The 21197-nt window shown below is 39.6% G+C and carries 29 protein-coding genes; 3 read left to right on the forward strand and 26 right to left on the reverse strand.

What is annotated here, in order from left to right; all coding sequences use genetic code 11:
* The 6 genes from ACTBZY_RS20265 to ACTBZY_RS20290 all read right to left on the reverse strand — a co-directional run bounded on the left by ACTBZY_RS20265 (position 1) and on the right by ACTBZY_RS20290 (position 4156).
* A complete protein-coding gene (locus tag ACTBZY_RS20265; RefSeq protein ID WP_463048202.1) occupies positions 1-1275 on the reverse strand; it encodes a hypothetical protein in 1275 nt (424 codons plus the stop codon).
* A 4-nt stretch (positions 1276-1279) separates the two neighbouring features.
* The gene (locus ACTBZY_RS20270; protein ID WP_463048203.1) at positions 1280-1867 is read right to left on the reverse strand and encodes a hypothetical protein; all 588 of its coding nucleotides are present in this window, start codon (positions 1865-1867) and stop codon (positions 1280-1282) included.
* Entirely contained in the window at positions 1843-2298 is a 456-nt protein-coding gene (locus ACTBZY_RS20275; RefSeq protein ID WP_463048204.1) for a hypothetical protein, read from the reverse strand. The genes ACTBZY_RS20270 and ACTBZY_RS20275 overlap by 25 nt, the downstream gene beginning before the upstream one ends.
* A gap of 633 nt (positions 2299-2931) precedes the next feature.
* Entirely contained in the window at positions 2932-3336 is a 405-nt protein-coding gene (locus tag ACTBZY_RS20280) for a hypothetical protein (RefSeq protein WP_463048205.1), read from the reverse strand.
* A gap of 53 nt (positions 3337-3389) precedes the next feature.
* Positions 3390-3659: a hypothetical protein gene (locus ACTBZY_RS20285; protein WP_463048206.1), complete on the reverse strand. Its 270-nt coding sequence runs from the start codon at positions 3657-3659 to the stop codon at positions 3390-3392.
* 137 nt (positions 3660-3796) lie between these two features.
* Positions 3797-4156 carry a hypothetical protein gene (locus ACTBZY_RS20290; RefSeq protein WP_463048207.1) on the reverse strand — a complete coding sequence of 120 codons (360 nt, stop codon included), beginning with the start codon at positions 4154-4156 and terminating at the stop codon, positions 3797-3799.
* Positions 4157-4284: 128 nt separating this feature from the next.
* Here ACTBZY_RS20290 and ACTBZY_RS20295 point away from each other — a divergent pair, with 128 nt between their 5' ends.
* Positions 4285-4470, forward strand: a complete 186-nt coding sequence (locus ACTBZY_RS20295; RefSeq protein WP_463048208.1) for a hypothetical protein — start codon at positions 4285-4287, stop codon at positions 4468-4470.
* A gap of 137 nt (positions 4471-4607) precedes the next feature.
* Here the strand turns inward: ACTBZY_RS20295 and ACTBZY_RS20300 are convergent, their stop codons facing one another.
* The 16 genes from ACTBZY_RS20300 to ACTBZY_RS20375 all read right to left on the reverse strand — a co-directional run bounded on the left by ACTBZY_RS20300 (position 4608) and on the right by ACTBZY_RS20375 (position 12690).
* Positions 4608-5117, reverse strand: coding sequence for a hypothetical protein (locus ACTBZY_RS20300; protein WP_463048209.1), 510 nt, complete (start codon positions 5115-5117; stop codon positions 4608-4610).
* Entirely contained in the window at positions 5114-5308 is a 195-nt protein-coding gene (locus ACTBZY_RS20305) for a hypothetical protein (protein ID WP_463048210.1), read from the reverse strand. The genes ACTBZY_RS20300 and ACTBZY_RS20305 overlap by 4 nt, the downstream gene beginning before the upstream one ends.
* A gap of 8 nt (positions 5309-5316) precedes the next feature.
* Complete coding sequence (locus tag ACTBZY_RS20310) at positions 5317-5604, reverse strand: hypothetical protein (RefSeq protein WP_463048211.1); 288 nt, start codon at positions 5602-5604, stop codon at positions 5317-5319.
* Entirely contained in the window at positions 5597-5839 is a 243-nt protein-coding gene (locus tag ACTBZY_RS20315) for a hypothetical protein (protein WP_463048212.1), read from the reverse strand. The genes ACTBZY_RS20310 and ACTBZY_RS20315 overlap by 8 nt, the downstream gene beginning before the upstream one ends.
* Entirely contained in the window at positions 5811-6548 is a 738-nt protein-coding gene (locus tag ACTBZY_RS20320) for an HNH endonuclease signature motif containing protein (RefSeq protein ID WP_463048213.1), read from the reverse strand. Before ACTBZY_RS20320 ends, ACTBZY_RS20315 begins: the two co-directional genes overlap by 29 nt.
* Positions 6541-6900, reverse strand: a complete 360-nt coding sequence (locus ACTBZY_RS20325; protein ID WP_463048214.1) for a hypothetical protein — start codon at positions 6898-6900, stop codon at positions 6541-6543. The genes ACTBZY_RS20320 and ACTBZY_RS20325 overlap by 8 nt, the downstream gene beginning before the upstream one ends.
* 1 nt (position 6901) lies before the next feature.
* Positions 6902-7510: a hypothetical protein gene (locus ACTBZY_RS20330; protein ID WP_463048215.1), complete on the reverse strand. Its 609-nt coding sequence runs from the start codon at positions 7508-7510 to the stop codon at positions 6902-6904.
* A gap of 101 nt (positions 7511-7611) precedes the next feature.
* Positions 7612-7788, reverse strand: a complete 177-nt coding sequence (locus ACTBZY_RS20335) for a histone H1 (RefSeq protein WP_463048216.1) — start codon at positions 7786-7788, stop codon at positions 7612-7614.
* Between the two features lie 34 nt (positions 7789-7822).
* Positions 7823-8143, reverse strand: a complete 321-nt coding sequence (locus ACTBZY_RS20340) for a hypothetical protein (RefSeq protein WP_463048217.1) — start codon at positions 8141-8143, stop codon at positions 7823-7825.
* Positions 8127-8339 carry a hypothetical protein gene (locus ACTBZY_RS20345; protein WP_463048218.1) on the reverse strand — a complete coding sequence of 71 codons (213 nt, stop codon included), beginning with the start codon at positions 8337-8339 and terminating at the stop codon, positions 8127-8129. The genes ACTBZY_RS20340 and ACTBZY_RS20345 overlap by 17 nt, the downstream gene beginning before the upstream one ends.
* On the reverse strand, positions 8339-11413 hold the full coding sequence (locus ACTBZY_RS20350; protein ID WP_463048219.1) for a hypothetical protein: 3075 nt from the start codon (positions 11411-11413) through the stop codon (positions 8339-8341). Before ACTBZY_RS20350 ends, ACTBZY_RS20345 begins: the two co-directional genes overlap by 1 nt.
* A 9-nt stretch (positions 11414-11422) precedes the next feature.
* Positions 11423-11614: a hypothetical protein gene (locus ACTBZY_RS20355; protein ID WP_463048220.1), complete on the reverse strand. Its 192-nt coding sequence runs from the start codon at positions 11612-11614 to the stop codon at positions 11423-11425.
* Entirely contained in the window at positions 11611-12081 is a 471-nt protein-coding gene (locus tag ACTBZY_RS20360; RefSeq protein WP_463048221.1) for a hypothetical protein, read from the reverse strand. The genes ACTBZY_RS20355 and ACTBZY_RS20360 overlap by 4 nt, the downstream gene beginning before the upstream one ends.
* The gene (locus ACTBZY_RS20365; protein WP_463048222.1) at positions 12078-12293 is read right to left on the reverse strand and encodes a hypothetical protein; all 216 of its coding nucleotides are present in this window, start codon (positions 12291-12293) and stop codon (positions 12078-12080) included. Before ACTBZY_RS20365 ends, ACTBZY_RS20360 begins: the two co-directional genes overlap by 4 nt.
* Positions 12281-12424, reverse strand: coding sequence for a hypothetical protein (locus ACTBZY_RS20370; RefSeq protein WP_463048223.1), 144 nt, complete (start codon positions 12422-12424; stop codon positions 12281-12283). Before ACTBZY_RS20370 ends, ACTBZY_RS20365 begins: the two co-directional genes overlap by 13 nt.
* Positions 12421-12690 (reverse strand): hypothetical protein, encoded by a 270-nt coding sequence (locus ACTBZY_RS20375; RefSeq protein ID WP_463048224.1) that lies wholly within the window; start codon positions 12688-12690, stop codon positions 12421-12423. The genes ACTBZY_RS20370 and ACTBZY_RS20375 overlap by 4 nt, the downstream gene beginning before the upstream one ends.
* A 121-nt stretch (positions 12691-12811) precedes the next feature.
* On the opposite strand from ACTBZY_RS20375, the gene ACTBZY_RS20380 reads away from it, so the two are divergent.
* Positions 12812-13171, forward strand: a complete 360-nt coding sequence (locus ACTBZY_RS20380; protein WP_463048225.1) for a helix-turn-helix domain-containing protein — start codon at positions 12812-12814, stop codon at positions 13169-13171.
* An 86-nt stretch (positions 13172-13257) separates the two neighbouring features.
* Entirely contained in the window at positions 13258-13581 is a 324-nt protein-coding gene (locus ACTBZY_RS20385; RefSeq protein ID WP_463048226.1) for a hypothetical protein, read from the forward strand.
* A 663-nt stretch (positions 13582-14244) separates the two neighbouring features.
* Here ACTBZY_RS20385 and ACTBZY_RS20390 read toward each other — a convergent pair.
* The 4 genes from ACTBZY_RS20390 to ACTBZY_RS20405 form a co-directional block, all read right to left on the reverse strand.
* Positions 14245-15549: a TRAP transporter large permease gene (locus ACTBZY_RS20390; protein WP_463048245.1), complete on the reverse strand. Its 1305-nt coding sequence runs from the start codon at positions 15547-15549 to the stop codon at positions 14245-14247.
* 56 nt (positions 15550-15605) lie between these two features.
* A complete protein-coding gene (locus ACTBZY_RS20395) occupies positions 15606-16076 on the reverse strand; it encodes a TRAP transporter small permease (protein ID WP_463048227.1) in 471 nt (156 codons plus the stop codon).
* Positions 16077-16103: 27 nt separating this feature from the next.
* Positions 16104-17111 (reverse strand): TRAP transporter substrate-binding protein, encoded by a 1008-nt coding sequence (locus ACTBZY_RS20400; RefSeq protein ID WP_463048228.1) that lies wholly within the window; start codon positions 17109-17111, stop codon positions 16104-16106.
* Positions 17112-17574: 463 nt separating this feature from the next.
* The gene (locus ACTBZY_RS20405; RefSeq protein ID WP_463048229.1) at positions 17575-21078 is read right to left on the reverse strand and encodes a family 78 glycoside hydrolase catalytic domain; all 3504 of its coding nucleotides are present in this window, start codon (positions 21076-21078) and stop codon (positions 17575-17577) included.
* Positions 21079-21197: the final 119 nt, after the last annotated feature.

A 21197-nucleotide genomic window follows, 5' to 3' on the forward strand; every position in this document is an offset into this window, starting at 1 on the left:
TTATTCCCAATTATCTATAAGTAGTTCAAAATCCGCCCAGTCTGTGCCCGTGCCCGTAAAACCAAATGTGGCCGTTACATCTGCAGTCTTCACGCCTAGGTCATAGCAGCATTTAAAAGCAGTCATATTTGCATGTGTCACACCACCTATTTTCAAGTAAGAAGCCACATCTATATCACCTGCAGTAGTGCATACATATACTTTATTGTCTCGCATTCGCGTAATACTGCACACCGTAGCATAGTGCCCTCCTAAGCTCCATCTTCTCACCACATAGCGGTCATAAGTGGTTCCGCCATTTTTGCTTATATCCAGCACAAAATCTTTAGGGTAAGCCTCTTGAATGCTAAATTCCGTTACAGGAATATTCACAGCCGTCACAGGTATATTATTCACACTAGGCACATAGTTCTTTTCAGTGCCATATTTCCAAGAGCCAGAATTTATGCGTAAAGAATAGCCCTCACCCACACCAGCCAGCCATATCAGAAATACATCTGCCGGGCCTTCGCTTGCTTGCCTGCCATCCAAGTGAGTTGCTATTAAAATACCGTTCAAATCAAAATCAGCAGGACTGGCAGAGTCCGTAGGAGTAAGGGCCACTTTATAGCCCATATCCGCCGTAAAATATTCTGTATTTCGGTGGTCATTATAGCTTGAGCAGGCATTAGAAGTCCTTAATAAAGGATTCACAGGAGTAGTATAAGGTAACTTATAACCAGCAAAACGCCTTCCTATGCTATCAGTTCCTAAGGTAGTTAGAGCAGTCCAGGTAGCCCCATTATCCTTACTCACCTCTCCAGCTTGACTAAATACCGTCCCCACCATCTTCGTTTCAGCCACTATCGCATAATGATGCTGTGCACGTGCTTTAGCTTCAGAAATCTCAGTATGAGGATTCGCCAAGATTTCACAGGCCAGCTGTTCTTCCACGGCATTAAAACCCGTAATCGCGGTAAACTCAAAAACAGCTGCTGCAGTAATTTTAGTAAAACCAGCAATCACCAGTTTACATACAGGAGTAATATTAGTAAATCCGCTTATCTGCAGCTGGCATTCGTCATCACCTACATTTATTTTCAGCCTTAGCCAGTCATCTTCATTGCCAAAAATGGGCTTCGCAAAAATATAATAAACACCATCATCTAAGTCCAGAAAGCTATTATTGCCTTCCTGCCAATTCTCCACCGTGTCAATGTCATCCGTAAAGCTCCAGCCAAACGAATACATCTTAGTTCGTCCGGAAAGAATCGGTACCTGTAAACTTTTCGCCATTATTCTATACTATTATACATTCCACCGTACTTATAAACCTTCTTGGAGATTCGGGCACCGCTGGCACCACCTCAGAGTTTTGCAGAACTGGTGGTAAAAAGTGATCAAGATTAACCATCATGTCAGAAGGATAATGAGAAGCCCTCTTAAAGCTGAGCTGTACCTTATTATAGCCGTCGTTATCATTAACCACTTTCGCTTCAGCTATATAGGGGTTATAGCATTGCACCACGCCAGCATCATCGGTAAGTTCTGCAGCCAGTCTTCGGTTCTTCAACGTCTCAGAGTACCATCTTGTAATTTCTTCTTGCGTCTTGAAACTCACAAACTGCAGAGAAATCTGAGCGTTCTCATTAATACTAAAATCAGAATTAGAAAAACTGGCCTCCATACCAAATCCTTCAAAATCGCCAATCCTAAAATCAGCAAGCCAGTTTTCAGCCTCTAAAAACACCAGCCCCGTGCCTAAATAAAAGTCCTGAGAAAACAGCTGTTTCTTAATAATAGAAGAAGCCGCTAGGCGAACCCTCGTAATCCTTCTGTCATCGCCACTGTCGTTCCGGTGGTCTAAGATGCTTCTTTGGCTTCGCATTGTTTATTTCGGTAACGTCGGTAATTCCTCAGTAAAGTTTGAACATTTACAGCGTCTTCAGAAAGACCATATTTATCCATAAAGTCTCTGCTAAGCGTTATCAGCTGTTCATCTGAAAGAAGCAAGGTCTTTTCGTCCATAAAATCAAAATACTCCGCATAAAACAATCCCCTGATGTTGGCATTAAAACCCATCAGAGCATTTTCAGAAGGTTCCTTAAGCCTCAGCCTCAGCAGCTTCTTAAAACTGACTGTAAAATAGACCTCATATTTAAGCAGAGATATGTCCACATTCTTTATGGGCATATAATTTTTACACTGCCCAAAAGCCAGCATGCCAGGGATGCTCTTTCTAATCAAAGATGTTTCAACATCAAAACGTTTCACGTAGTACTTAAATAGGTATTCTTCCAGTCTAAAAGTTAGCTTCATTTAAAGAGGACAAATGTCTGTATCTAAAACTCATATAAATTTACAAAAATTTATCGTACAAAAGGAGTTCGAACCCTTAATTGTAAAAAATAAAGATTCTCCATCTTCAGGCCATTTTCCTGCGGTCTACTTCACGCCGTGCGGTTTTCCTTTTTAGCTCAGATAATTTATACTTTTCATACTATTCATACTTTAGCCTGAAAATCAGATACTTACAAACATTCTTTAAGCTTATAAATTCATACTAGTACCCAAAATAATTTATACTACCAGAAATCAAGCGAAACCAGAAAACAGTATAGTATGAATTATTTATACTATACTTACTATTTAGTAAGAATTACAATAAACTCTTACTAGTATTAAAAGCTTGGTTTGCAGGCTGTTAAAACATTCTATTTCTATTTAGTATAAATAGTATGAATAATACTGGTTTTTTAGATAGTTGGGGTTTGGGGAAGGGGGAAATCTGAAAATCGGGTGGAGTAAAGCGGTGAAACCCTATCGGGTTTTGCATTAAAACAAGAAACCCGCCACGTTTCCGTGACGGGTTTCCCTTTCCAAAAAAAATGCCCCTAACATCCGCTTAACGAAATGCTACCGCACTTCGCGAAGCTCGGTGTTATGGATAATTTAAGATTCTGTCAAGCAACAAAATCCCACACCATTTCTACCTTCATCTTCATCAATTTCTTCACCGCAAACTGTGCATCTTGGATAGCTGCCTAAACTATCCATAACACTAGATTTAAAATCATTGTTATTTACTACATTCTCCTTATTTTCAATAGAAATAGCTATCCCTTCCTTTTTGAAATGTTGCATTATTGCATAAGAGACTAAACGGGCTTGCTTGTGTAGCATATTCTTTGTTCTTGTAGCTGAAGTAATCGCATAATCTGATTCTGGGTTTTCATAGTGCCAAGGTTCAGTTTCGTCTAATGTGAGTTGCATCCCTTCTTCTAAATTTCCATCTGTATAAATAGATGCTTTCATTGCAGCAATTGCCGCTATTCCTAATTCTAAATATTTGTCCATATTGAATTTTGTTTATGTAAGACCGTAAATAAAAACGCTTTAAATCCCTAACGTTAGCACCAATTTATCCCGTCTTCTAACAGAAATTGAACGCTTTTAGTTTTTTTGTTGTACCTAACTATTTGCCCAAGTGAAATCATTTTGTTTTGTTCGGCTGTTAGAATACTACGCTCAAGAGTTAACTCTTCATCAAGTTCATAATCTTTCCTGAGTAAGCATTCTGTCCACTCATTATCAAACTCTACTACCCAACCGCACTTTAAAAAGGTGCTAACACTATCTATAGTGCATGGCTGTTTGGTATTTGATTTTTCTGTACTCATATCTAAGCTTTTAAGTATTTGTAACTATGTAGCTTTTATCAGGCAGCCACGACACCATAGATTCAACGTTAAGTGGCATTAAAACGGGCAACGCTGCAAGCCAACGCACCCACCTAACACCGTATAGATAACATATTTTAATTTTTGCCAGCCGCACAAAATGAAATTGTTAAATCTAATTCTAGCAAGAATAAATCAGGGGTTTTCCCCTTTATTTTTGAATCCCAATCAATCAATTTATCAGTTCCAAAAAAATCTGCAAGACTATCCCATATAAAATGTGATATATCAGAATCATATCCAAAAAAATCTCCTACACTATAACATTTACCATTAGGTGGTATGTGCCAGCCATAAGTACTCAATCCGTTCATTTCTGAATCTTTCCACGGCTTGTAATACATATAGCTTGGCTCTTGTAGCCAGAAATAAACCTTCCCTAACCCCCTAGAGTATAGCCCACCAGAATTTTGAAAAGTAACCCATATTTTTTCCATCGCTCAAAAATTAAAATACGTCATCTATACTATTTCGTTATAATTAATAGGTGGCTGTTAGTCCCTCATTTTTACTACCTGTCCATTTTTCAAGACTTCGCCTCATTTAACACAGAGCCTCACTATCTATGCACCACCTACTAATTATAACAAAATATATAATTTTTAAAGAAACCCACCACCCAATCGGGCAGTGTGGGGTTTTACTCTTTCAGCAGGGTCCACATTTTAACGCCATACAGCTGGCACAGCAGCCCCATTCATCTATAGCCACCTTGGCCACTTGGTTGCCACAGGCAGGGCACGGTGCCTGAAATTCACTGACCCTAATAGGCATCTCACCAAAGACCCTAAGCTTATGATTGAAGTACTTCAGGAAAATGAAAAGTACAAAAGCATAAACCACCTGCATTGTCACCAATATTCCAATTGCCATTTCTATAGTCATAGCTCAATATGTTAAATCTGTCCAGTGAATAATTTGACCCTTAAAATCTTCTTTAAAGTATTCGAAGAATCCATTCACGTCATCAAAGCCATCATTCAACGCAATTTGCTCTACAGTATAAGACGCATTTTTAAGTTGACAGTTAACCCAAACAGCTTCACCCTGCTCTATGTTGTCAATAAAAACACGAGCTCGTGTTTCGGAATGGCTCGGTCTGTGGTATTTTATCTTAAAAGTTTGCACAGCCTTACATGTCATCACTGGGGCAAACTGCAGGCGATTTTTAGTCCTGTTGTTTATCACCATATGTATTTTCATTCCTGGTCGCCACCTGGAGCCAGAGCGGATAGAATGCTTCTTTGGCGTAAAAAAAGGGTCTACCGCTTTTTTATAAAAAGCAGAATGCATGTAGTTTGCTAACTCCGCAGTTATAGGAGAATTAAGCGAACGCCATATCTTCTCAGGAAACCTAGTTTCCCAATCGCCTATTTTTTGTTTAAATGCTAGCGTCATAGCTCGTCAGTTTTAATAATTTCACTAGTATCAGAAAGCTCCCTTAAATCATCTAAATAGGGAAACTCCCTCATCTTGTCGCCTCTCATAATCATAAACTCGTTAAGCTCACCTTTAAGCTTAAAAACCACTACCTCAGCTTCCTGTATTTCGTCAAGCTTGTTTTTTATTTCTGTTTGTAATTCTTCCATGTTATTTATTAAGGTTTAATAATTCTATAATGATTCTGCTTCACATGCACGGCCTTACCTTGCTCCACCATGGTGTCCATAACTATTTTGTAGTTCTTAGTAAGGCATACATGGTTTAGCCCAAATTTCTTAGCGTCTTGAAATCGCTGCCATACCTCAGAAAAAAATATAGGCCCAGGCACTTTAAGTCGTAACTCTAACAAGTCACAGAGAAGGTTTTGATAGTCTAAATCTCGCTGCTCATACTGTTGTTTTCTACGAGTCATAGCTTGGCTGTGAGCTGTTATTTTACGCATCGCTTTGAGCTTTCAGTATAAGTGCAGCTGCAGATATTTGAATCTTGGCCACATCCATTACTCTTCCGGCTATTTGGCACATAGCTTCACTTACAGGCACTTCATTGGGGTTGCCTTTTTGTTTCTCCATTTGCTCCATAAGCATGTTGCTTACTTTCGTAAGATCAGGCATTGCAGCTATTGTTTGACTTGCTATCACAAGACCGTTACTGGTTATTTCTGTGTTGTTTGACATGTCGATTGAGTTTTATTTGATTTCGTTTTAATTCTAATAATTCAGGGTATTGCTCTACCTCTTCTTTCAAGTCCTCATTCACTTGCCTCCCTTCTTTCGCTAGCAGGCTAGCTATATAATTATCATTCAGCGTAGACCACCCAGCATTTCTAATTCTGTTCTCTTTCATGCTGATGGTAGTAAGGTTTGATAATTCGCAGTTAAGAGAGTCACCGTCTTTAAAAGTGACAATAGTCTTCCGGTCTATATCCCCATGCTTTCTTTCCCAAACCACCCTATGAAGTAATTGCCATTTACCCATGCTCACTTTTATCCATTTATATGAATTTCCGGTACGCTTGTCTTTTCGGATCGTAATATGCCCATCACCAGATTTTGTATTATGTGGGAGCCTTCCTGGTTTAAAACGAGTTGGCTTAGTTCGCTCAATCTTCTCTTCAGACATGTAAGCTGTCTGCTTTAAGCCTTTATTGGCAGGCTCATGACCTTTAGGGAATCGATAAGCTTTGCCAGCATTAGAGAGCTTCTTAAAATTATCCTTCTGATGTTCTTTAATAAACGCCTTAGACTTACACAGTCCAAGATTTCTAGCCCTTTGATAAACAGAGATAGGGCTTCTTTTTAAATGAGTTTTCAGCTCTGCAGTAGAAGTATCGGCATAATGAGCCACCATATACTTGTCCTCAGCATCTGTCCATAACCTACCCATTACCCACCTCCTTTTCTTTAATTATTACAGTTTCAATGGATTCTATCGTAACCGCTTCATAATACTCTTCTAGGTCTACATAATAGATACCTTTAGTTAGCTTATTAGGGTCTATGTTTTTAACCCACCACGCCCATTCGCCATTCTTTTCTTTTTTGGGTATGATTCCAAAGCCTTCTACGGTCATCCCTTCGCTATTATTAATAATGCAAGAGCCTACCGCCACAGCTAATTCTTCGATATCAGCAATGTCATAAAACACGCTATTCCATTCTTTCAAATTAGTTTCATTCCAAATATCCGCATCTATAAATAATTGAATCTTATGGGCTTGCTCTGTTTCTAAATTCATCTTAGTCATTACCCACCTCCTTTTTTGATTGCGTGTAGGCTTCTCTATTAACTAATAACAAAATCGGAATAACCTTGTCGGAGATAATATTGAAGATTGCCGCTTCCGGTGCACCCATGGAAACCTTGGCTCCCCCTTGTACTTTGTCTGCAGATATAAAAGAATAGCATGCACCTACACGTCCCTTGGAGTCTTCTATATCTAATCGGTTTAGTTTCTCTAAGTTTTGAAATAGACTTAACTCCTCACCAGAATCCGCCACCTCAGAAAGCAAAGCTTCCATTTCTGTAGGCTTTTGAACATCATCTATAGCAATGACATCTGTACCCACCCCCTTCCCATGATAAAACGCAAAATGAACCACATCATAAACCGCAATAAACATATCTGGCTCAGATATTTCATGTTGCCAAATTGACAAACTCAGCGGCTTGCATCGCTTATATTCTTGATTAAGAAGTTCTATTTGGTATTCTATAGAAGTTTGAAAAACCAAGATCTCCTCTTTAGTATGAAATACGGTCCTATCATGCTCCGCCAACATCTCATAAACAGCATCCTGAAGCCTATTTTTGCAGCTATAGCTGCTCGTTTTTACTAGTATATACATCTTTTAATTAAGGTTTTGATTGATTAAATATTCAGGTCGCAGCCCTTAGTGCTGCAGACTCCATTTCGGAGCCTGCGACACCCAGAACCACAAGAAAGCTTTCAGCTCTTCTCAGCCTTTTTGGCCTGCACCTGTTGTCTCAAATGTTGAAGATCATGTTTCATGTTTTGGGCAGTTACCCGCACACGAGTTCCGGCGGCTTTATTACCACCTTCAAACTTCTGAAAATCCACCTTTAGGCTGTCCAGTTGCTCTTGTAATAGATTGATTGTTTCCATTTTTGAAAAATTGATTTATTGTTAAAAAATTGATTTACACTTTCTTGAATACGCTCGCCCAGGCTTCCTTCACCCAAGCCTCGTAATTTTGGATCGCCCTATTCCATGCATCTTTATTGGTAGGTAAATAGCTTCCATTTTTACCATTATAAAGCTCCGTTATAGTAGCTGGGTCTGTAGACCTTAAGGAGTAGTTAAAGAATCTGTAGCAGAGCTTGCCCGGTGTAGCACATACCACATCTTCCATGCTTATTATTTGCCCGTCACATTCATTTTCTAAGCGTATGTATTGCTTAATGCTCTTGTGCACATAATATTTCGGAAACTCCATGCTGGGCTTATTGGTCTTTTCCATGCTGCATAATTGTTAGAATTTCCTTTCTGCCATTTTTGGCAGCCAACTCTATTTTCCTTAAGGTTTTACGTACCCTCCTTCCGGCGGCTTTGTTTCCTGCATAGGCCTTTTTGATGTCTTTATTAAAGCCTAAGTCTATCGCTAAGTCTGCAGCTAGTTCTGCAGGTCTGGGTTCTATAGATAACTGTCTACTCATTATTGAAATAGATTTTGGGTTTCAAAACTCGAATGATATTTATTCCTCACATGCAAAAATATTTTGCTGGTGTATTCGCTCTGAGAGCCATCTTTAAGCACATTCTTTTTAATAAAGCCGTACTTGCTCCGCTTGCCACCTTCTGTCCATCCGTCCACGTCCATGGGGTTCAGCTCGTATTCGTTAAACTCACACCAGGCTATCATTTTCTTCATAAAAGAGTGGGGGGTAAGCTTTTGCATATTGGCCACCTTCTTGCAGTCTTCCTGAGCAGCCACTTTATCTACCTCAGCATTAAAGTTGTTTTCAAAGAAAGTGTCAGCCCAGCTTTGGAAGTTTTCGCCCATCAGTGCCAGATTATTACGTTTCGTAATGTTGCTAAACGGCGGGTCTATCTTTTCATCTACGCTTAAGTAAAACTGCAGGCACTGTATCATGAAGTTGTAAAACCTGTTCCACTCGTCTGTATCCCAGTCACGCTTGTCATAAAGTCGCCTTCCTAGCTCCGTTATGGGTGTTCTTACTTCATTATATTGTTCCAAGTCCTCATGAAAATAATCAGAGAAAACAGAGTAGATTTTACGCCCCTTACTAGAGCCATCGGTGTATTTATCCGCAAAATTCGTATCTATCAAAAACTTCCCGTACTGAGGGTAAGAGTAACTCACCTGTTGTTTCCCCTTTGGGTTACTGGTTAAGCTAGAAGTAAGCGGCGTAAAAAGCCTAGGAAACGGCTGATAGTGGTCCCAGTCTTCCAGGTGTATCAGCTCGGTGTTTTCGTCCACACCGTCCCATATATGCTCATAATCTAGCAGCCCCTGTTTACGGCCATCTCTATGAAAGTGCTTTAAAAACCTATATAGAGCTTTAGCTATAAGACCCTTTCCGGCACGGCCATTGCTGGCACTTTCGTCAGAAACCTTGTAGTCCATTAAGAATGCAGCCCATGGTCTAGCGTCGTCTTTATGGCGGTGCATCAGGTAGCCTATAACATACACTCGGTTAATATAGCAGAGCTCTTGTTCAGCCACTTCGTCAGCCGTTAAAAGAGGGCCATCTAGCCGCCATTTATACTTTTCAGTGTAGGCTTCCTGCTTCTTTTTGTTGCCAAAGCTCAGCAGGTTTTCTATATCTTCCTCTGCCAGTTCGTTGGCTTTGGCATAGTTTAGGCGTTCCTCATCATTCAGTTTGTAAAAGTCCATGCGTTCTTCCAGTTCCGCTTGCCAGTGGAGCTTAGAAGTACCTATCAGAAACTTCATAAAATCACAGCTATCTTCAGAGAGCTCCAGTTTCCATTCGTCGTTTTCCTTGTAAGCCTTAAAAAACGGATCCATTTGCTTAAAACTTCCGGTGCTTATTTTGCCCCTCCTTTCGGTTTCCATCTTCAAAATCTTATGCTCCCAGAAGTACACGTCAGGTACTTTTACAGGCTCCAATGTGGTAGCAGTAGCCTTATAAATGGTGTTTTTACCACTCGGCTCTTCAAAACAGAAGTATTGGTAATCCGCACTGTAGTACTTAAAATTAGGCTTGAAGTATTCTAGGTTGGCTAGAGACTGGTCATTCAGATAAGGCGTTTTATAAATCTTGTTTCTTAAGTCCTCAGGCATTTGCCTGTCCTTTAAAAAGCCCGTTATATAGTCCTTAATCGCCTGAGCTTCCACTTTTTTAATGATCTGGTCTTGAATCTGTATAAATTGAAAACCTGTTTTCTCTTTTGGCTCTTCTAGCCTCCAGAAGCCATTCATCTGCAGAAAATTATAACCACGTACCTGGTTAAACTCATAAATCCACAGCGGTCTGCCAAACCTCATTTTCTGCGTACCACTTTCATTCACGGCTTTCATTTCGTCCCAAAACTTAAATGGCAGAGCCTCGTCAGCCAGTTTCTTAAAGTTGTAAGGCGTCCATTTTCTCAGGTAATCCCTCACATCTTTCATTCGCTTGCCATTATTGCTCGCAAAATTCAGCAGCTCCTTAGGCAGAATAATCGTATGAATATCCAGATACTGAGAAGCTATCTTAAGAGCATTCGCCATGCCCGTAGCGTCCAAATCCTGCAGCTGCATTACCTTATGTGCTATTTTGCGTAAGGCCTTCATCTGGTTAAACTCTAAATCATCCGATTCCGAATTTTTCCAAACAGTCCTAAAACCACAGCCAGCCATATTAATTGCATCGGTAAAACCAGATCCTAAAATCACTTCAGGAAATCGTTCTGGCAGTAGTTCTTTTTGTTTCTGCGTTTCAGTTTCACCATCTGCAGAAGGGTCTGCAGCTTCCATAGCCGCCGTGGCCTTATTGTTTTTGGCCTTATTATCAGCCAAAAACTGCTGATGCTGCACTAAACCATGCAGGTATCTGTCAGGCTTCTTCCCGGCATACATAAACCGCATTTGAGTAGCCAGCGGTCTGTATATTTTCTGAAACTCCGTTTCATCAATCGCAAACATCGGGTAAGTCTCAGTGGCTTCCCAGATATGCACCTTAGAGCCATCTTTGGCCACATGCTCATAACTCACCAGGGCTTTGCATCTGTAGTAGGTAAATAAGGCCTTCGCATGTTCGTTTCGGGCTTTGTCATCCTTAGCAGCCACGCCATTCCATTGCAGCTCTTTCCACACTTTGTCAGAAAATATGAGTCTATAGTCCGTTTCCTTCAGGTCGCGGTATTTAAGGCTTTTAATCTGTCCGGGTTGGTCATCTGCAGTAGCTGGGCGTGAGCTGTAGGCAGGTTTAGCCTCTGTAATTTTGGCATTGGTAAGGTTGTGGCCATAAAACTTTGCTAAGATCTTGAAAGCTTCAGAGCCGTCACAGTTCTCATGCTCCATACACAGAGATATCGCAGATTTTGCTTTGTTCTCTCCGCCACCAAAATCCTTAACCATCCAGTGGCCACTTTCTCTGTGCTTAAAAATACCAGTAGATGCAGATTTGTCATCCTCCCTAAGTGCCACTTTCACTTTCTTTGGCCATTGCGTAAAGCATGGCAGAAGCTCAGGCATAATCTCTAGGATATAGCTTTCGCCATGATCTGCAGACAGAATGTGGTCAAATGTTAGATTTTGGGACATAATAGGGGTTTAAGCTTGCAAAAAATCTTCTAGGCTAGTAATCTGGTAGGTAAGCTGCTCAGCTTCTTGCTGGCTACTTAAGTTTTTCTGGAGATGTTTAAGACGCTCTAGTCTAGCTTCTAGTCTAGCTTTAAGTTTCGGATGTTCATCCAAAACCACCTCACCCGCCACCACGGCTTCTATTATTTCTTTTTCGGTCATTTCTGTAGTTGCATTTTTATGCGTGATAAATGCTTGTAACTTTCATTAATCACATCATCCATTTTCTCAAATCCAAAATTCAGCTTAGGCATACCAGGTATATCCTGAAAAGCCTTTGCCACACCAGAGCTCAGGCTCTCTGCCATCAAGCTTACTTTTACCATGTCTTGGAGTTCAAAATCTATCAGCTCCACTATCGCTTTTGCATCTTCCGTGTAAATGTGTTGATCATATTCAGAGCAGTTGCCGTTAGAGCAAGGCTTAGTGCATTGTTCGCGTAGTTGGGCTATCCCGCACACTATTCTTAAATGGTCTAGTTTATCGTAATGCTCTTCAGAAATATGGCAGTAAACTTTATGCAGCTTCCTCCAGTCACAGTTCTTAAGTAGAGCGGGTTTCTTTTGTTCAAGAAACAGAATCTTCAGAACTTCCTTAAAGTCAAGAAAGAGGTTATTTATCGTTTTCATATAGATTTAAGTTTGGTTAATGCTATGTTGTATTGCGAACGGTAACCCTTATACTCTCTCCTTACATGAAATTCCGTCTCAGGATCCTTTATCACCTCATCACATTGAAATATCTCCTCCACCAGATGCTCTATTGCGGCTGGCTTTTCGTGTTCCGGTAGTTCGTTCGCCTTAATGCTCAGTAAGAGTTTTCTCGTATTTATTTTGTCCATAACTTCTCTTTTGGGTATCGGTTTTTAAATTTCCTGTTATGCTGCTTGGTTAAAAAAGAGTGGGCCAGTACGCCTGCAGTAAAAGAAGCAAAGGCCACTATCGCATAAATGGGTATCATAGGTTTTTTCATTTAGTGTTAAGATTTAAAAGCCTGGTCACAAACTCCGCAGAAGAAGCCAGCCCCGCCCTTTGATTCATAATGTTTTGAAGTTTTGATTTCATAAGGATAGAATCCTTAATGCCCATTGCTTCATAATAAAGCCTTGCAGTTTCTGTTAAGCCACCATGCTTTTCACAGAAGTCTTTAGCATTGGCTGCCCAGTAAGACTTCCTGAGCTCATTAGGAAGCACGTCCTTTTTCTTTTTAGGAATAATCATTTTTTGTTTTATAGACATTTGGTGTAATATTTGCTGCTGTAAAATTTACATATGCAAACATAATTCCTAATCAGGGAAACTTGCAAACGATTGGGAATTATAATTCGTAAGCAAGTCTAATTTATAAACATTCTAAATTATGACAGGTAATAAGGTTAATAAAATCGTGAAGGAATTCTGGAGAACACAAAAGGAAGCAGCTGCAGAACTGGGCATCTCCGGCACCAAACTATCTGAAGTAGTATCAGGTAGACAAAAGTTAACAGTAGAGGCCTTGGGTATACTTTTAACTAAATACAGAATAGACCCAAATTGGCTTTTTTATGGCGAAGAAAACGAGCCTCTAAAAAAGGTGGGGGATGTCATCACTAAGCCCGAACTGTACGACAAACACATAGAAGCCTTAGAAAAAATCAATGTCCTGATGGAAGAGAAGGCAGAGTACTTTGGAGCAAAGGCCGCGAAAAAAAATTATACAAACCTTCCTACTGAGCAATAGAAATTAGCCCGACATATATGACTTTTTTAGTCTCATAGTGTCCGGCTTTCTATCTGAAAAATCAAATCAATAATATGAGAAAATCCATGAGCAAATTTCTAATTCTGACGTTTTGCTTGCTTTCGTCGACGTTAAAAGCACAATCACTTTATTCTGAGAATATTAAAAAAAGCGTCATTGAAGCATCTCCGCCTATAGAAATAAATGAAGAGCAATTCAAAACAGTAAGAGCAGGAGGCGGATTAGTTGCTGCAGGAGCATTGGTTTTGGGAGGAAGCCTTATTTATGCTCAATCCAAATCATTAAGTTATAAAGCAAGCAAGAACGTGTCAACATACGGAGTAGCAGCCGGAAGCTTAATCATGGCCATCGGCGGCCTAATAATAGCCGAAACAGGCAAAAAGCACTAAAACCTGTCAACAATGTGTCAACATGGTTTCATAACCATTTAGTTATCAATAAAATATAAACTTTACAGGAGTCCTGGCGAGGTCACATAGTTGTTTTATAATAACCTGCTAATAAATATTTTAGCAGGTTATTTTTTTGTATGTAACTGGGGTCAAGTGCAAAATTTGGGGGATGAATTCTTTAAGCATAAATTTGACATAGTCTAAAAAGGAAGAATTCAATACTCCTGACACCTCTAAACCTAGATCTAAAAGCTTTTATCTTAGCACGCTGCGACGCCTCGCTTGAAAGATTCTGCTGAAGCGTTGTTTCTTCTGTTGGACCAAAACCAAAAGTTGGGGGATAGCTGTTAAATTCTGAATTTGGGCATAACTCTAAAAATCAAGATTTGGAAGATTTAGTAAAGTTATTATAGCCAGAAATATGTGAAAATTTCTGGCTACAGACGAAAAATAGCCTTTTAGATGTAGAACTCTATACCATGCTGACCTACAAAGCTGCTAAAGATAAAAAAGAGACTGTCTCAAAAGTGTGAGACAGCCTCTTTTTACATGGACTCCTATCTGAGAATATTTTCAAATAAGTAATTCTCACAGCTTACTTTTTACTGATGAGACTTCCTATTCACAGCAGGTACTAAAGCGGCTCATATCATGAAAACCTTACTCAATCAACCCGAAAAACCTTGGCAACCAAAGTGATATAGCAGGAACATACGTGATGATTAAAAGAACGATGGTCATTGCCCCGAGAATCGGCATGAGTTTCTTTATAACTTTGGTCACTGGCACTTTTGCCACGCCACTGCCTACGAATAAAAGTGTACCAACTGGTGGCGTACAAACGCCAATACAAAGATTCAGTACCATCACCATACCGAACTGAACAGGGTGCATGCCCAAGGCCATTACTACTGGTAAAAAGATAGGTGTAAAAATGAGTACAGCGGGTGTCATGTCCATAAAGGTACCTACAACCAGCAACGTAATATTAATAACCAAAAGCACCAAAAAGGGATTCTTTACAGATTCTATGAGAAAGTCGGTAAACATTTGTGGGATGCTCTCAAATGAGAACAACCAGGACATCGCCATAGATGTGCAAATCAAAAACATAACTATGGCAGTTGTTTTGGCACTTTTAAGCAAAATGGATCTAAAATCTTTTAGTTTTAATTCTCGATTTATAAAGCCTAAAATAACGGCATAAACTACGGCAATTGCGGCAGCCTCTGTTGCTGTAAAAATTCCGCCAACTATTCCGCCTACAACGATAAAAAGCAGCGAAAGGCTTAGAATAGAGTTTTTAAAGTCAATAAATAATTGTCTCAAACTAACACGTTCACCCATCGGCAGTCCATTGCGTTTACCATATAGGTAAATCATAAGCATAATGGTGGCTCCTACTAATAAACCTGGAATATAACCTGCTATAAATAGTGCTGCTACAGAAGCTGTACCACCACTAGCCAGTGCGAAAATAATGAAGACATTGCTTGGCGGAATTAGCAAACCAGTGGTAGAAGAAGTAATATTTACGGCAGCACTAAAGTCTCGTGGATAGCCGTCTTTTGCCATTTTTTCGGTGAGTGTACTGCCAATAGCTGATGCCGCAGCAATGGCCGAACCCGAAATGGCTCCAAAAAGCATTGCAGCAAGTGTATTTACATAGAGCATTCCACCGGGAAGACTTCCAATTAAAGATTTTGCAAAGGCAATTAGTCGGTTGGCAATCCCTCCTCGATTCATCACCTCTCCCGCCAATATAAAAAACGGAATGGCCAGTAAGGCAAAATTATCAATCCCTGTTGTCATGCGTTGGCAAGCCGTAGTTATGGCAGGCATAAACGCAATATTGAGCAGAAGTGTAGATGTTGTCGAAATTCCAATGGAGTACGCCACTGGAACGCCATAAGCCAGTAATCCAAAAAATGTAATAAATAACAAAATAATGCTGATAGTTTCGATACTCATGTTTTTGTTTTTTCAGTTAGCAGTAAGTGATGGACATTAGATATTGAGTCTTATTCTTTATCTTCTAAAATTCGATGAACACAAAAGAAAATAATAAGTAAGCCGCTGACTGGAACAATGGCATAAACATAACCCAAAGGCACATGTAAAGCTGGGGATGTTTGTCCAAGTTTTAAAGTGATATATACAAGATTACCACCACCAATAACCATAACAACAATGGCAAATAATATCATAAATAATTGAATGTTTTTCTTGCGTGCCACTTGCTTCTTTGGAGGCAATTTGGTGACAAGAAAATCCATGGATAGGTGTCCTTCTTTTTGTCCGTTTATATAAGCTGCACCTAAAATGGCAAGCCAGATCAATGAAAAACGGGCAAATTCTTCAGTAAAAGAGCTCGATTGCCCAATGATATAGCGAGAAGCCACCTGCCAAACCACGTCTATGACAAGCAAACCGAAGATGGCCACGAGCATGTTTTCGATGGATTTACTAAGAAAAGTATATGTTTTTTGCATTTTGAATTATATGTTGATAATTGGCTATTATTCTTGAACACCAACAGCTCTGATACGCTCAATCATTGCTTTCTTTTTAGGATCTTGCATCAAAATTTTGGTAAGAGCTTCCGCTTGATCGGAAAACAAGGTTTTATCAGGATAGATAAATTGAACATTAGCTTCTTTAAGCACTTTCATGTTTTCCTCTACGGTTTCTTTCCAGTATTGTTTTTCTTTAACGACACTTTCGTTGGCAGCATCTTGTACCCATTTTTTTTCTGTTTCGCTTAATGTTTTCCAAAAAGTAGAACTCATAACCACTACGTCAGGTATCATGCTATGCTCGTCAAAAGTATAGTATTTGCAGATTTCATAATGGTTTGAAGTCACAAACGATGGGATGTTATTTTCTGCTCCATCAACAACTTTTTGTTGCAGGGCCGTATACAATTCTCCGTAAGCCATTGGCGTGGCAGAACCGCCTAATGTGTTCACCATATCCACCGACATTTTATCGCTCATCACCCTTATCTTCATGCCTTTCAAATCGCTAGGTGTTTGAATAGCCTTTTCTTTTGCATAAAAACTGCGGCTCCCTGCATCATAAAAACATAAGCCTCGAAGTAAGTACTCGCTTCCTGCAGCTAAAAGCTCTTTTCCTATTTCACCTTCTAATACACGGAATAAATGCTCCGAATCTTTGAATAAATATGGGATTCCCAAAACTTCATATTCTGGGGCAAAACTCGACATAGATGCTGCACTCACTTTGGTCATAGCTACGCTACCAATTTGCAGCAATTCAAGTACTTCACGTTCACTTCCCAACTGAGCATCCGGAAATATTTTTAATTGGAGTTTACCCTCCGATTTTTCATTCAACGACTCCTGAAATGCCAGAATTCCTTTATGCACAGGGTGTGTAATAGGTAAGGAATGAGCAAAATAAAGTACTTTTTTGTCTTTTATTTCGGAACAAGAAGAAGCCCCGAGAAGTAAGAAAGTTACTATAAAAGGTAGCAATACAGAGCGGCGAAATTTGGATTTCGTCATAAATTTATTCTTAGGTATCTTTTCAATAGGATGCTAATTTATTCGGAAAGTATGAGCTTTACAAACCTTATAACGAGCTACTTTTCAAAATGGTCAAATAAGTACCTGCTTGTTATTGGCATAATATCAGAAGTGCAAACATTTAGTTCTAATCCTTACAATTTAATTGAAAATTCAAAGAAAAATATCCCTTTACGGTGGTCAATGTGACATTATTTGGTGACACGCAGAGAAAAGTGGCAGGGAACCAGAATTTGCAAGACTGTTTACCTCCTCATACATCACTTACCTTTTTCAATCTCTATGTGATAGGATGAAGACACCTTTCTAAAACGGGCAAAGAAGACATTATTTAAATATTTTGACTTCCAGATTCATCTGAAAAGAATGAGCGTTCGATATCAAGATATCGAACGCTCCTAAAAATTAGATTAATCACTCACTTTTTCGCTAGTCGGATTTTTTAAAATGAGTTTATAACTAATTTTATTTCATGTTTTCCTGGGCTCAAACGGACTGAGCTGAAAGCAGCATTTACTTTTTGGCCGTTGTGCATCAACTCTTTTCCGGGTTCAGGAGCTATCTCAAACTCAGCAACCATATTTGCAGGAATTTCAATTTCAAATACCTGTAAACGTGGGTTTATAAATTCATAGCTCCCTTTGATGGTTCCTTTTATGGTAGGCACTTCAATTTGACTATTTTTCAATTTACTCATTTGTGGTTTAATGCTGGCAATGCCAAAACCCGGAGTTTTAGGTTGAATTCCCCAAAGGCCTCTTGGTATTACATTGGCAGGTACTGCTCCCCAAGCATGATTCCAATCGAGATTATTTTTATACTTCAAATCCCATGCTTCTAAAGTCATTGTTGAGCCTGCTCTAATCATATTATACCAACTTCTGTCACTGGTATCTACCAAAAGTTCTAAGGCATAATCGCTAGCTCCTGCATTATAAAGACCATCCATTAAATATTGAGAGCCATAAACACTGCAGGCCATCCCTCGAGATTTCACATGTTCTACCACAGATTGAAGATGCTCCTCAGGAACCATATTAAAGGCAAGCGGAAGCATATTGGCATGTAAGGCCGCGTGGTCTGTACCTATGCCATCCACGTAGACGCCACGCTTCGAGTCAAACATTTGATCATTCACCGCTTTTTTAGCCTTTAGAGCACGCAATTCAAAGTCGGTTGCCTCTTGGGTTTTGCCCAAAACTTTGGCAAATTCTGACATGATTTTCATGTTTTGATAATAAAAAGCATTCACCACGGTGTTATAATCTTTAAAAACATAGGCATCACGTTCACCTTTGTTGGAAGGGTCACCTCCCCAGCCGGCAGAGGGCCAATCTACAATATCTCTAAAAGTCTCCTTCATGGTTTCAGGGAAACCAAGGTTTGCCATTAATTCTGGAGTCATCTTGGTAGAAGTTATCAGGCCATCTTCATTTGTCAGCTCATAAAGTGTTTTGAATTTTAGTTTTTCGTAATACTTCGCTATAAGCTCCGTGTTTCCTGTATACATATAATCAGCATGGAACATCAGTGCCACGTGCTGTTGCCATTCGGTAGGCCAGGTGGGATGCTCCATAAAATACTCTATGGTTTGCCTTGCAATGGCATATTCACGGTCGGTCGTGTAATGACTTAATTGATTCAAATAAGCATCCGCCTCATAAGGAATTCGTTCTCGGTCACCATCTACGTAAAGCCCATTAAAAGTGGTGGCTTTGATGGTGTATTTACATATATCCCATACTTGATTTAGGATATCGTTTGAGCTTATAAAAGCACTGGCAGACTCATCCCAATAACTGTGATAAGCTAACTGTGTAAGGTTTTGAGGACCTAAGGGCTCTTTTGCACCTTCTATTTCGGCATACCTAAACGGCATCATAACTGGAAACCCATCTGGGAGTGGTAGAGCTTTACCCGGCAAGGTATTTCTTCGGTCTACTTTTATAGGAAGCTGGTATTCGGTTTGGCCAGGCTTAACCTGAATTTTAATTTCTTGATACCTGATATGGCTTTTAGGAAACGGCGTCCTGTTTATGTTTTCGCCGTCCAGTTGTTCCCCAATTCTAAAGGTTAAGACATGTGACTTTTTTGCCTTATATGTAAAATCAATGGTGCCAAAAGCGGCTTTCCCGAAATCTACAAAGTAGGTTTTGTCACGCTTTTCGAAAACAGAAGGTTTGATTCTATCAATTTGGAAACTATTAGCCGTTGTGATGGTCTTTCGTGGACTACCCATTTTAAAAGATTGAATCTCTGAATATCTGGAAAGTCGATTGTCTTGATCCCAAATACGTGATTTCCAGTAGTATGTTTTTCCAGGAGTTAAAGGTTGACCTTGGTATTCTATTTCAATAGATCTATTGGAACGCACTTGCTGACTATTCCAAACATCACCAATGTTATTGTTTATGTTTTCTTCAGAAGAAGCCACCAAAACTTGATAGGCAGATTGGGTAACGGCACCATCTGGCACGACCCAACCAAATTCTGGTTTGCTATCTATTATTTCAACATCTTTAGTATCTCTTATCCACTCCACAATCAAATCGCGAGGCCCTTCAGAATATTCATCAGAATATGCTAGAATAAGTTTATTCGTTTTTAGACGAAAGGCCTTTAGCTTTTCTTGATACTTAAGATTTTTAGCCAGGTTGTTTATCTCCTTAGGATCGTCTTTGAGATTGTACAGTTCTTCAATGGATTGGTCATTGACATATCTAAAATATTTCCAGCCTTTGGTACGAACACCTTCACTAGGCGGAATGTTTTCAAACTCCCAAATATGTTCTATTAACACCGTATCTCGACCAAAGTCTTTATTTGAGTTTTCTACAATGGACATCAAGCTTTTACCTTGCCAGCCTGCAGGTTGTTTAATACCAGCAAGCTCTAAAATAGTAGGGGGTACATCAATATTTAATGCCATTACGTCACTGTCCTTTTGCTTGACTTGTCTAGGGTCAAAGACGATAAGTGGCACCCGAATAGAGTTATCATAAAGCAGCCACTTTCCGGCTAGTTGTCGCTCACCCAAAAAATAACCATTATCACCCATAAGAATGATAACCGTATTTTGATCTAATCCCTTTTTCTTAAGCTCCGCACGAATTTTGGCTATTTCGAGGTCAATACCTGAAATCATGCGGTAGTAACCCTTAACGCTATGCTGATATTTTTCTGGAGTATCGTAACGCCATGTCCAGCGTAATCTGTTAAAGCCATCACGCACTATTTTTGGTAGAGACTCAAAGAAGCTATCTTCGCCAAGGTCGGGATCGGGCATTTCGATTTCTTGAAGCAATTCATCTGTTTCCTTCTGCCAAAAGTATTGATCCTTTGCGGAGTCATGTGCATGAGGAGCACTGAAGCTTAGCGAAAGACAGAAAGGTTTATCTGCTTCTGATCTGTCAATAAAATCAATGGCTTGCTGTCCTGTATAGCGAGTAAGATGTACGGTGTCTTCTCCAATGGTTTTATAATAATAACCTCTTCTATCAGGAAAGGCATTATTCCGGTCGTAGGATTCGTATTCATCAAACTGGCTTTCTAAATTGTCGTATCTAACACCATATTTCCCATAGAAACCTGTTTTGTAACCATTCTCTTTTAGAATAGTGGGATAAGAATTCATCATATATGATTCTCGAATATTTCCTGTTTGGAAATTGAAATTGTGTTTACGCTCATACATCCCAGTAAGTATACTTGCCCTACTTGCCGCACAAATAGGCGTGGTTACCATAGCATTTTGAAAGTAGGTACCCTCTTCAGCCAATTTGTCCATTTCGGGCGTAGAAATCAGTTTGTTCCCCGCATAGCCTAAAGCATCAAATCGCTGGTCATCAGTCAAGATGAATATTATGTTCGGCTTTTGGGATTGTTGTTTTTGAGCTTGCAAAGGAAACAAGTGAAGGCAAAACAGTGCTAATAGTAGTAGTCTCATTCTTAAAGATTCATTTTTTTACTTTAAATTATTCGGTATTAAAAAGGAATAATTCCGGTTTTTAACTTCAAACATATGCTTAAAAGTACCAAAAGGTATCCTGTACTGTGATGTAGGCG

This window comes from Arcticibacterium sp., assembly GCF_055134445.1.

Coding starts and splice junctions, on each gene's coding strand:
- ACTBZY_RS20380 (WP_463048225.1), top strand. CDS start 12,812: ATGACAGGTAATAAGGTTAATAAAATCGTGAAGGAATTCTGGAGAACA.
- ACTBZY_RS20375 (WP_463048224.1), bottom strand. CDS start 12,690: ATGTCTATAAAACAAAAAATGATTATTCCTAAAAAGAAAAAGGACGTG.
- ACTBZY_RS20350 (WP_463048219.1), bottom strand. CDS start 11,413: ATGTCCCAAAATCTAACATTTGACCACATTCTGTCTGCAGATCATGGC.
- ACTBZY_RS20395 (WP_463048227.1), bottom strand. CDS start 16,076: ATGCAAAAAACATATACTTTTCTTAGTAAATCCATCGAAAACATGCTC.
- ACTBZY_RS20275 (WP_463048204.1), bottom strand. CDS start 2,298: ATGAAGCTAACTTTTAGACTGGAAGAATACCTATTTAAGTACTACGTG.
- ACTBZY_RS20270 (WP_463048203.1), bottom strand. CDS start 1,867: ATGCGAAGCCAAAGAAGCATCTTAGACCACCGGAACGACAGTGGCGAT.
- ACTBZY_RS20365 (WP_463048222.1), bottom strand. CDS start 12,293: ATGGACAAAATAAATACGAGAAAACTCTTACTGAGCATTAAGGCGAAC.
- ACTBZY_RS20330 (WP_463048215.1), bottom strand. CDS start 7,510: ATGTATATACTAGTAAAAACGAGCAGCTATAGCTGCAAAAATAGGCTT.
- ACTBZY_RS20340 (WP_463048217.1), bottom strand. CDS start 8,143: ATGGAAAAGACCAATAAGCCCAGCATGGAGTTTCCGAAATATTATGTG.
- ACTBZY_RS20405 (WP_463048229.1), bottom strand. CDS start 21,078: ATGAGACTACTACTATTAGCACTGTTTTGCCTTCACTTGTTTCCTTTG.
- ACTBZY_RS20385 (WP_463048226.1), top strand. CDS start 13,258: ATGAGCAAATTTCTAATTCTGACGTTTTGCTTGCTTTCGTCGACGTTA.
- ACTBZY_RS20315 (WP_463048212.1), bottom strand. CDS start 5,839: ATGTCAAACAACACAGAAATAACCAGTAACGGTCTTGTGATAGCAAGT.
- ACTBZY_RS20295 (WP_463048208.1), top strand. CDS start 4,285: ATGCACCACCTACTAATTATAACAAAATATATAATTTTTAAAGAAACC.
- ACTBZY_RS20300 (WP_463048209.1), bottom strand. CDS start 5,117: ATGACGCTAGCATTTAAACAAAAAATAGGCGATTGGGAAACTAGGTTT.
- ACTBZY_RS20360 (WP_463048221.1), bottom strand. CDS start 12,081: ATGAAAACGATAAATAACCTCTTTCTTGACTTTAAGGAAGTTCTGAAG.
- ACTBZY_RS20265 (WP_463048202.1), bottom strand. CDS start 1,275: ATGGCGAAAAGTTTACAGGTACCGATTCTTTCCGGACGAACTAAGATG.
- ACTBZY_RS20400 (WP_463048228.1), bottom strand. CDS start 17,111: ATGACGAAATCCAAATTTCGCCGCTCTGTATTGCTACCTTTTATAGTA.
- ACTBZY_RS20280 (WP_463048205.1), bottom strand. CDS start 3,336: ATGGACAAATATTTAGAATTAGGAATAGCGGCAATTGCTGCAATGAAA.
- ACTBZY_RS20325 (WP_463048214.1), bottom strand. CDS start 6,900: ATGAATTTAGAAACAGAGCAAGCCCATAAGATTCAATTATTTATAGAT.
- ACTBZY_RS20345 (WP_463048218.1), bottom strand. CDS start 8,339: ATGAGTAGACAGTTATCTATAGAACCCAGACCTGCAGAACTAGCTGCA.
- ACTBZY_RS20335 (WP_463048216.1), bottom strand. CDS start 7,788: ATGGAAACAATCAATCTATTACAAGAGCAACTGGACAGCCTAAAGGTG.
- ACTBZY_RS20320 (WP_463048213.1), bottom strand. CDS start 6,548: ATGGGTAGGTTATGGACAGATGCTGAGGACAAGTATATGGTGGCTCAT.
- ACTBZY_RS20290 (WP_463048207.1), bottom strand. CDS start 4,156: ATGGAAAAAATATGGGTTACTTTTCAAAATTCTGGTGGGCTATACTCT.
- ACTBZY_RS20305 (WP_463048210.1), bottom strand. CDS start 5,308: ATGGAAGAATTACAAACAGAAATAAAAAACAAGCTTGACGAAATACAG.
- ACTBZY_RS20285 (WP_463048206.1), bottom strand. CDS start 3,659: ATGAGTACAGAAAAATCAAATACCAAACAGCCATGCACTATAGATAGT.
- ACTBZY_RS20355 (WP_463048220.1), bottom strand. CDS start 11,614: ATGACCGAAAAAGAAATAATAGAAGCCGTGGTGGCGGGTGAGGTGGTT.
- ACTBZY_RS20310 (WP_463048211.1), bottom strand. CDS start 5,604: ATGCGTAAAATAACAGCTCACAGCCAAGCTATGACTCGTAGAAAACAA.
- ACTBZY_RS20370 (WP_463048223.1), bottom strand. CDS start 12,424: ATGAAAAAACCTATGATACCCATTTATGCGATAGTGGCCTTTGCTTCT.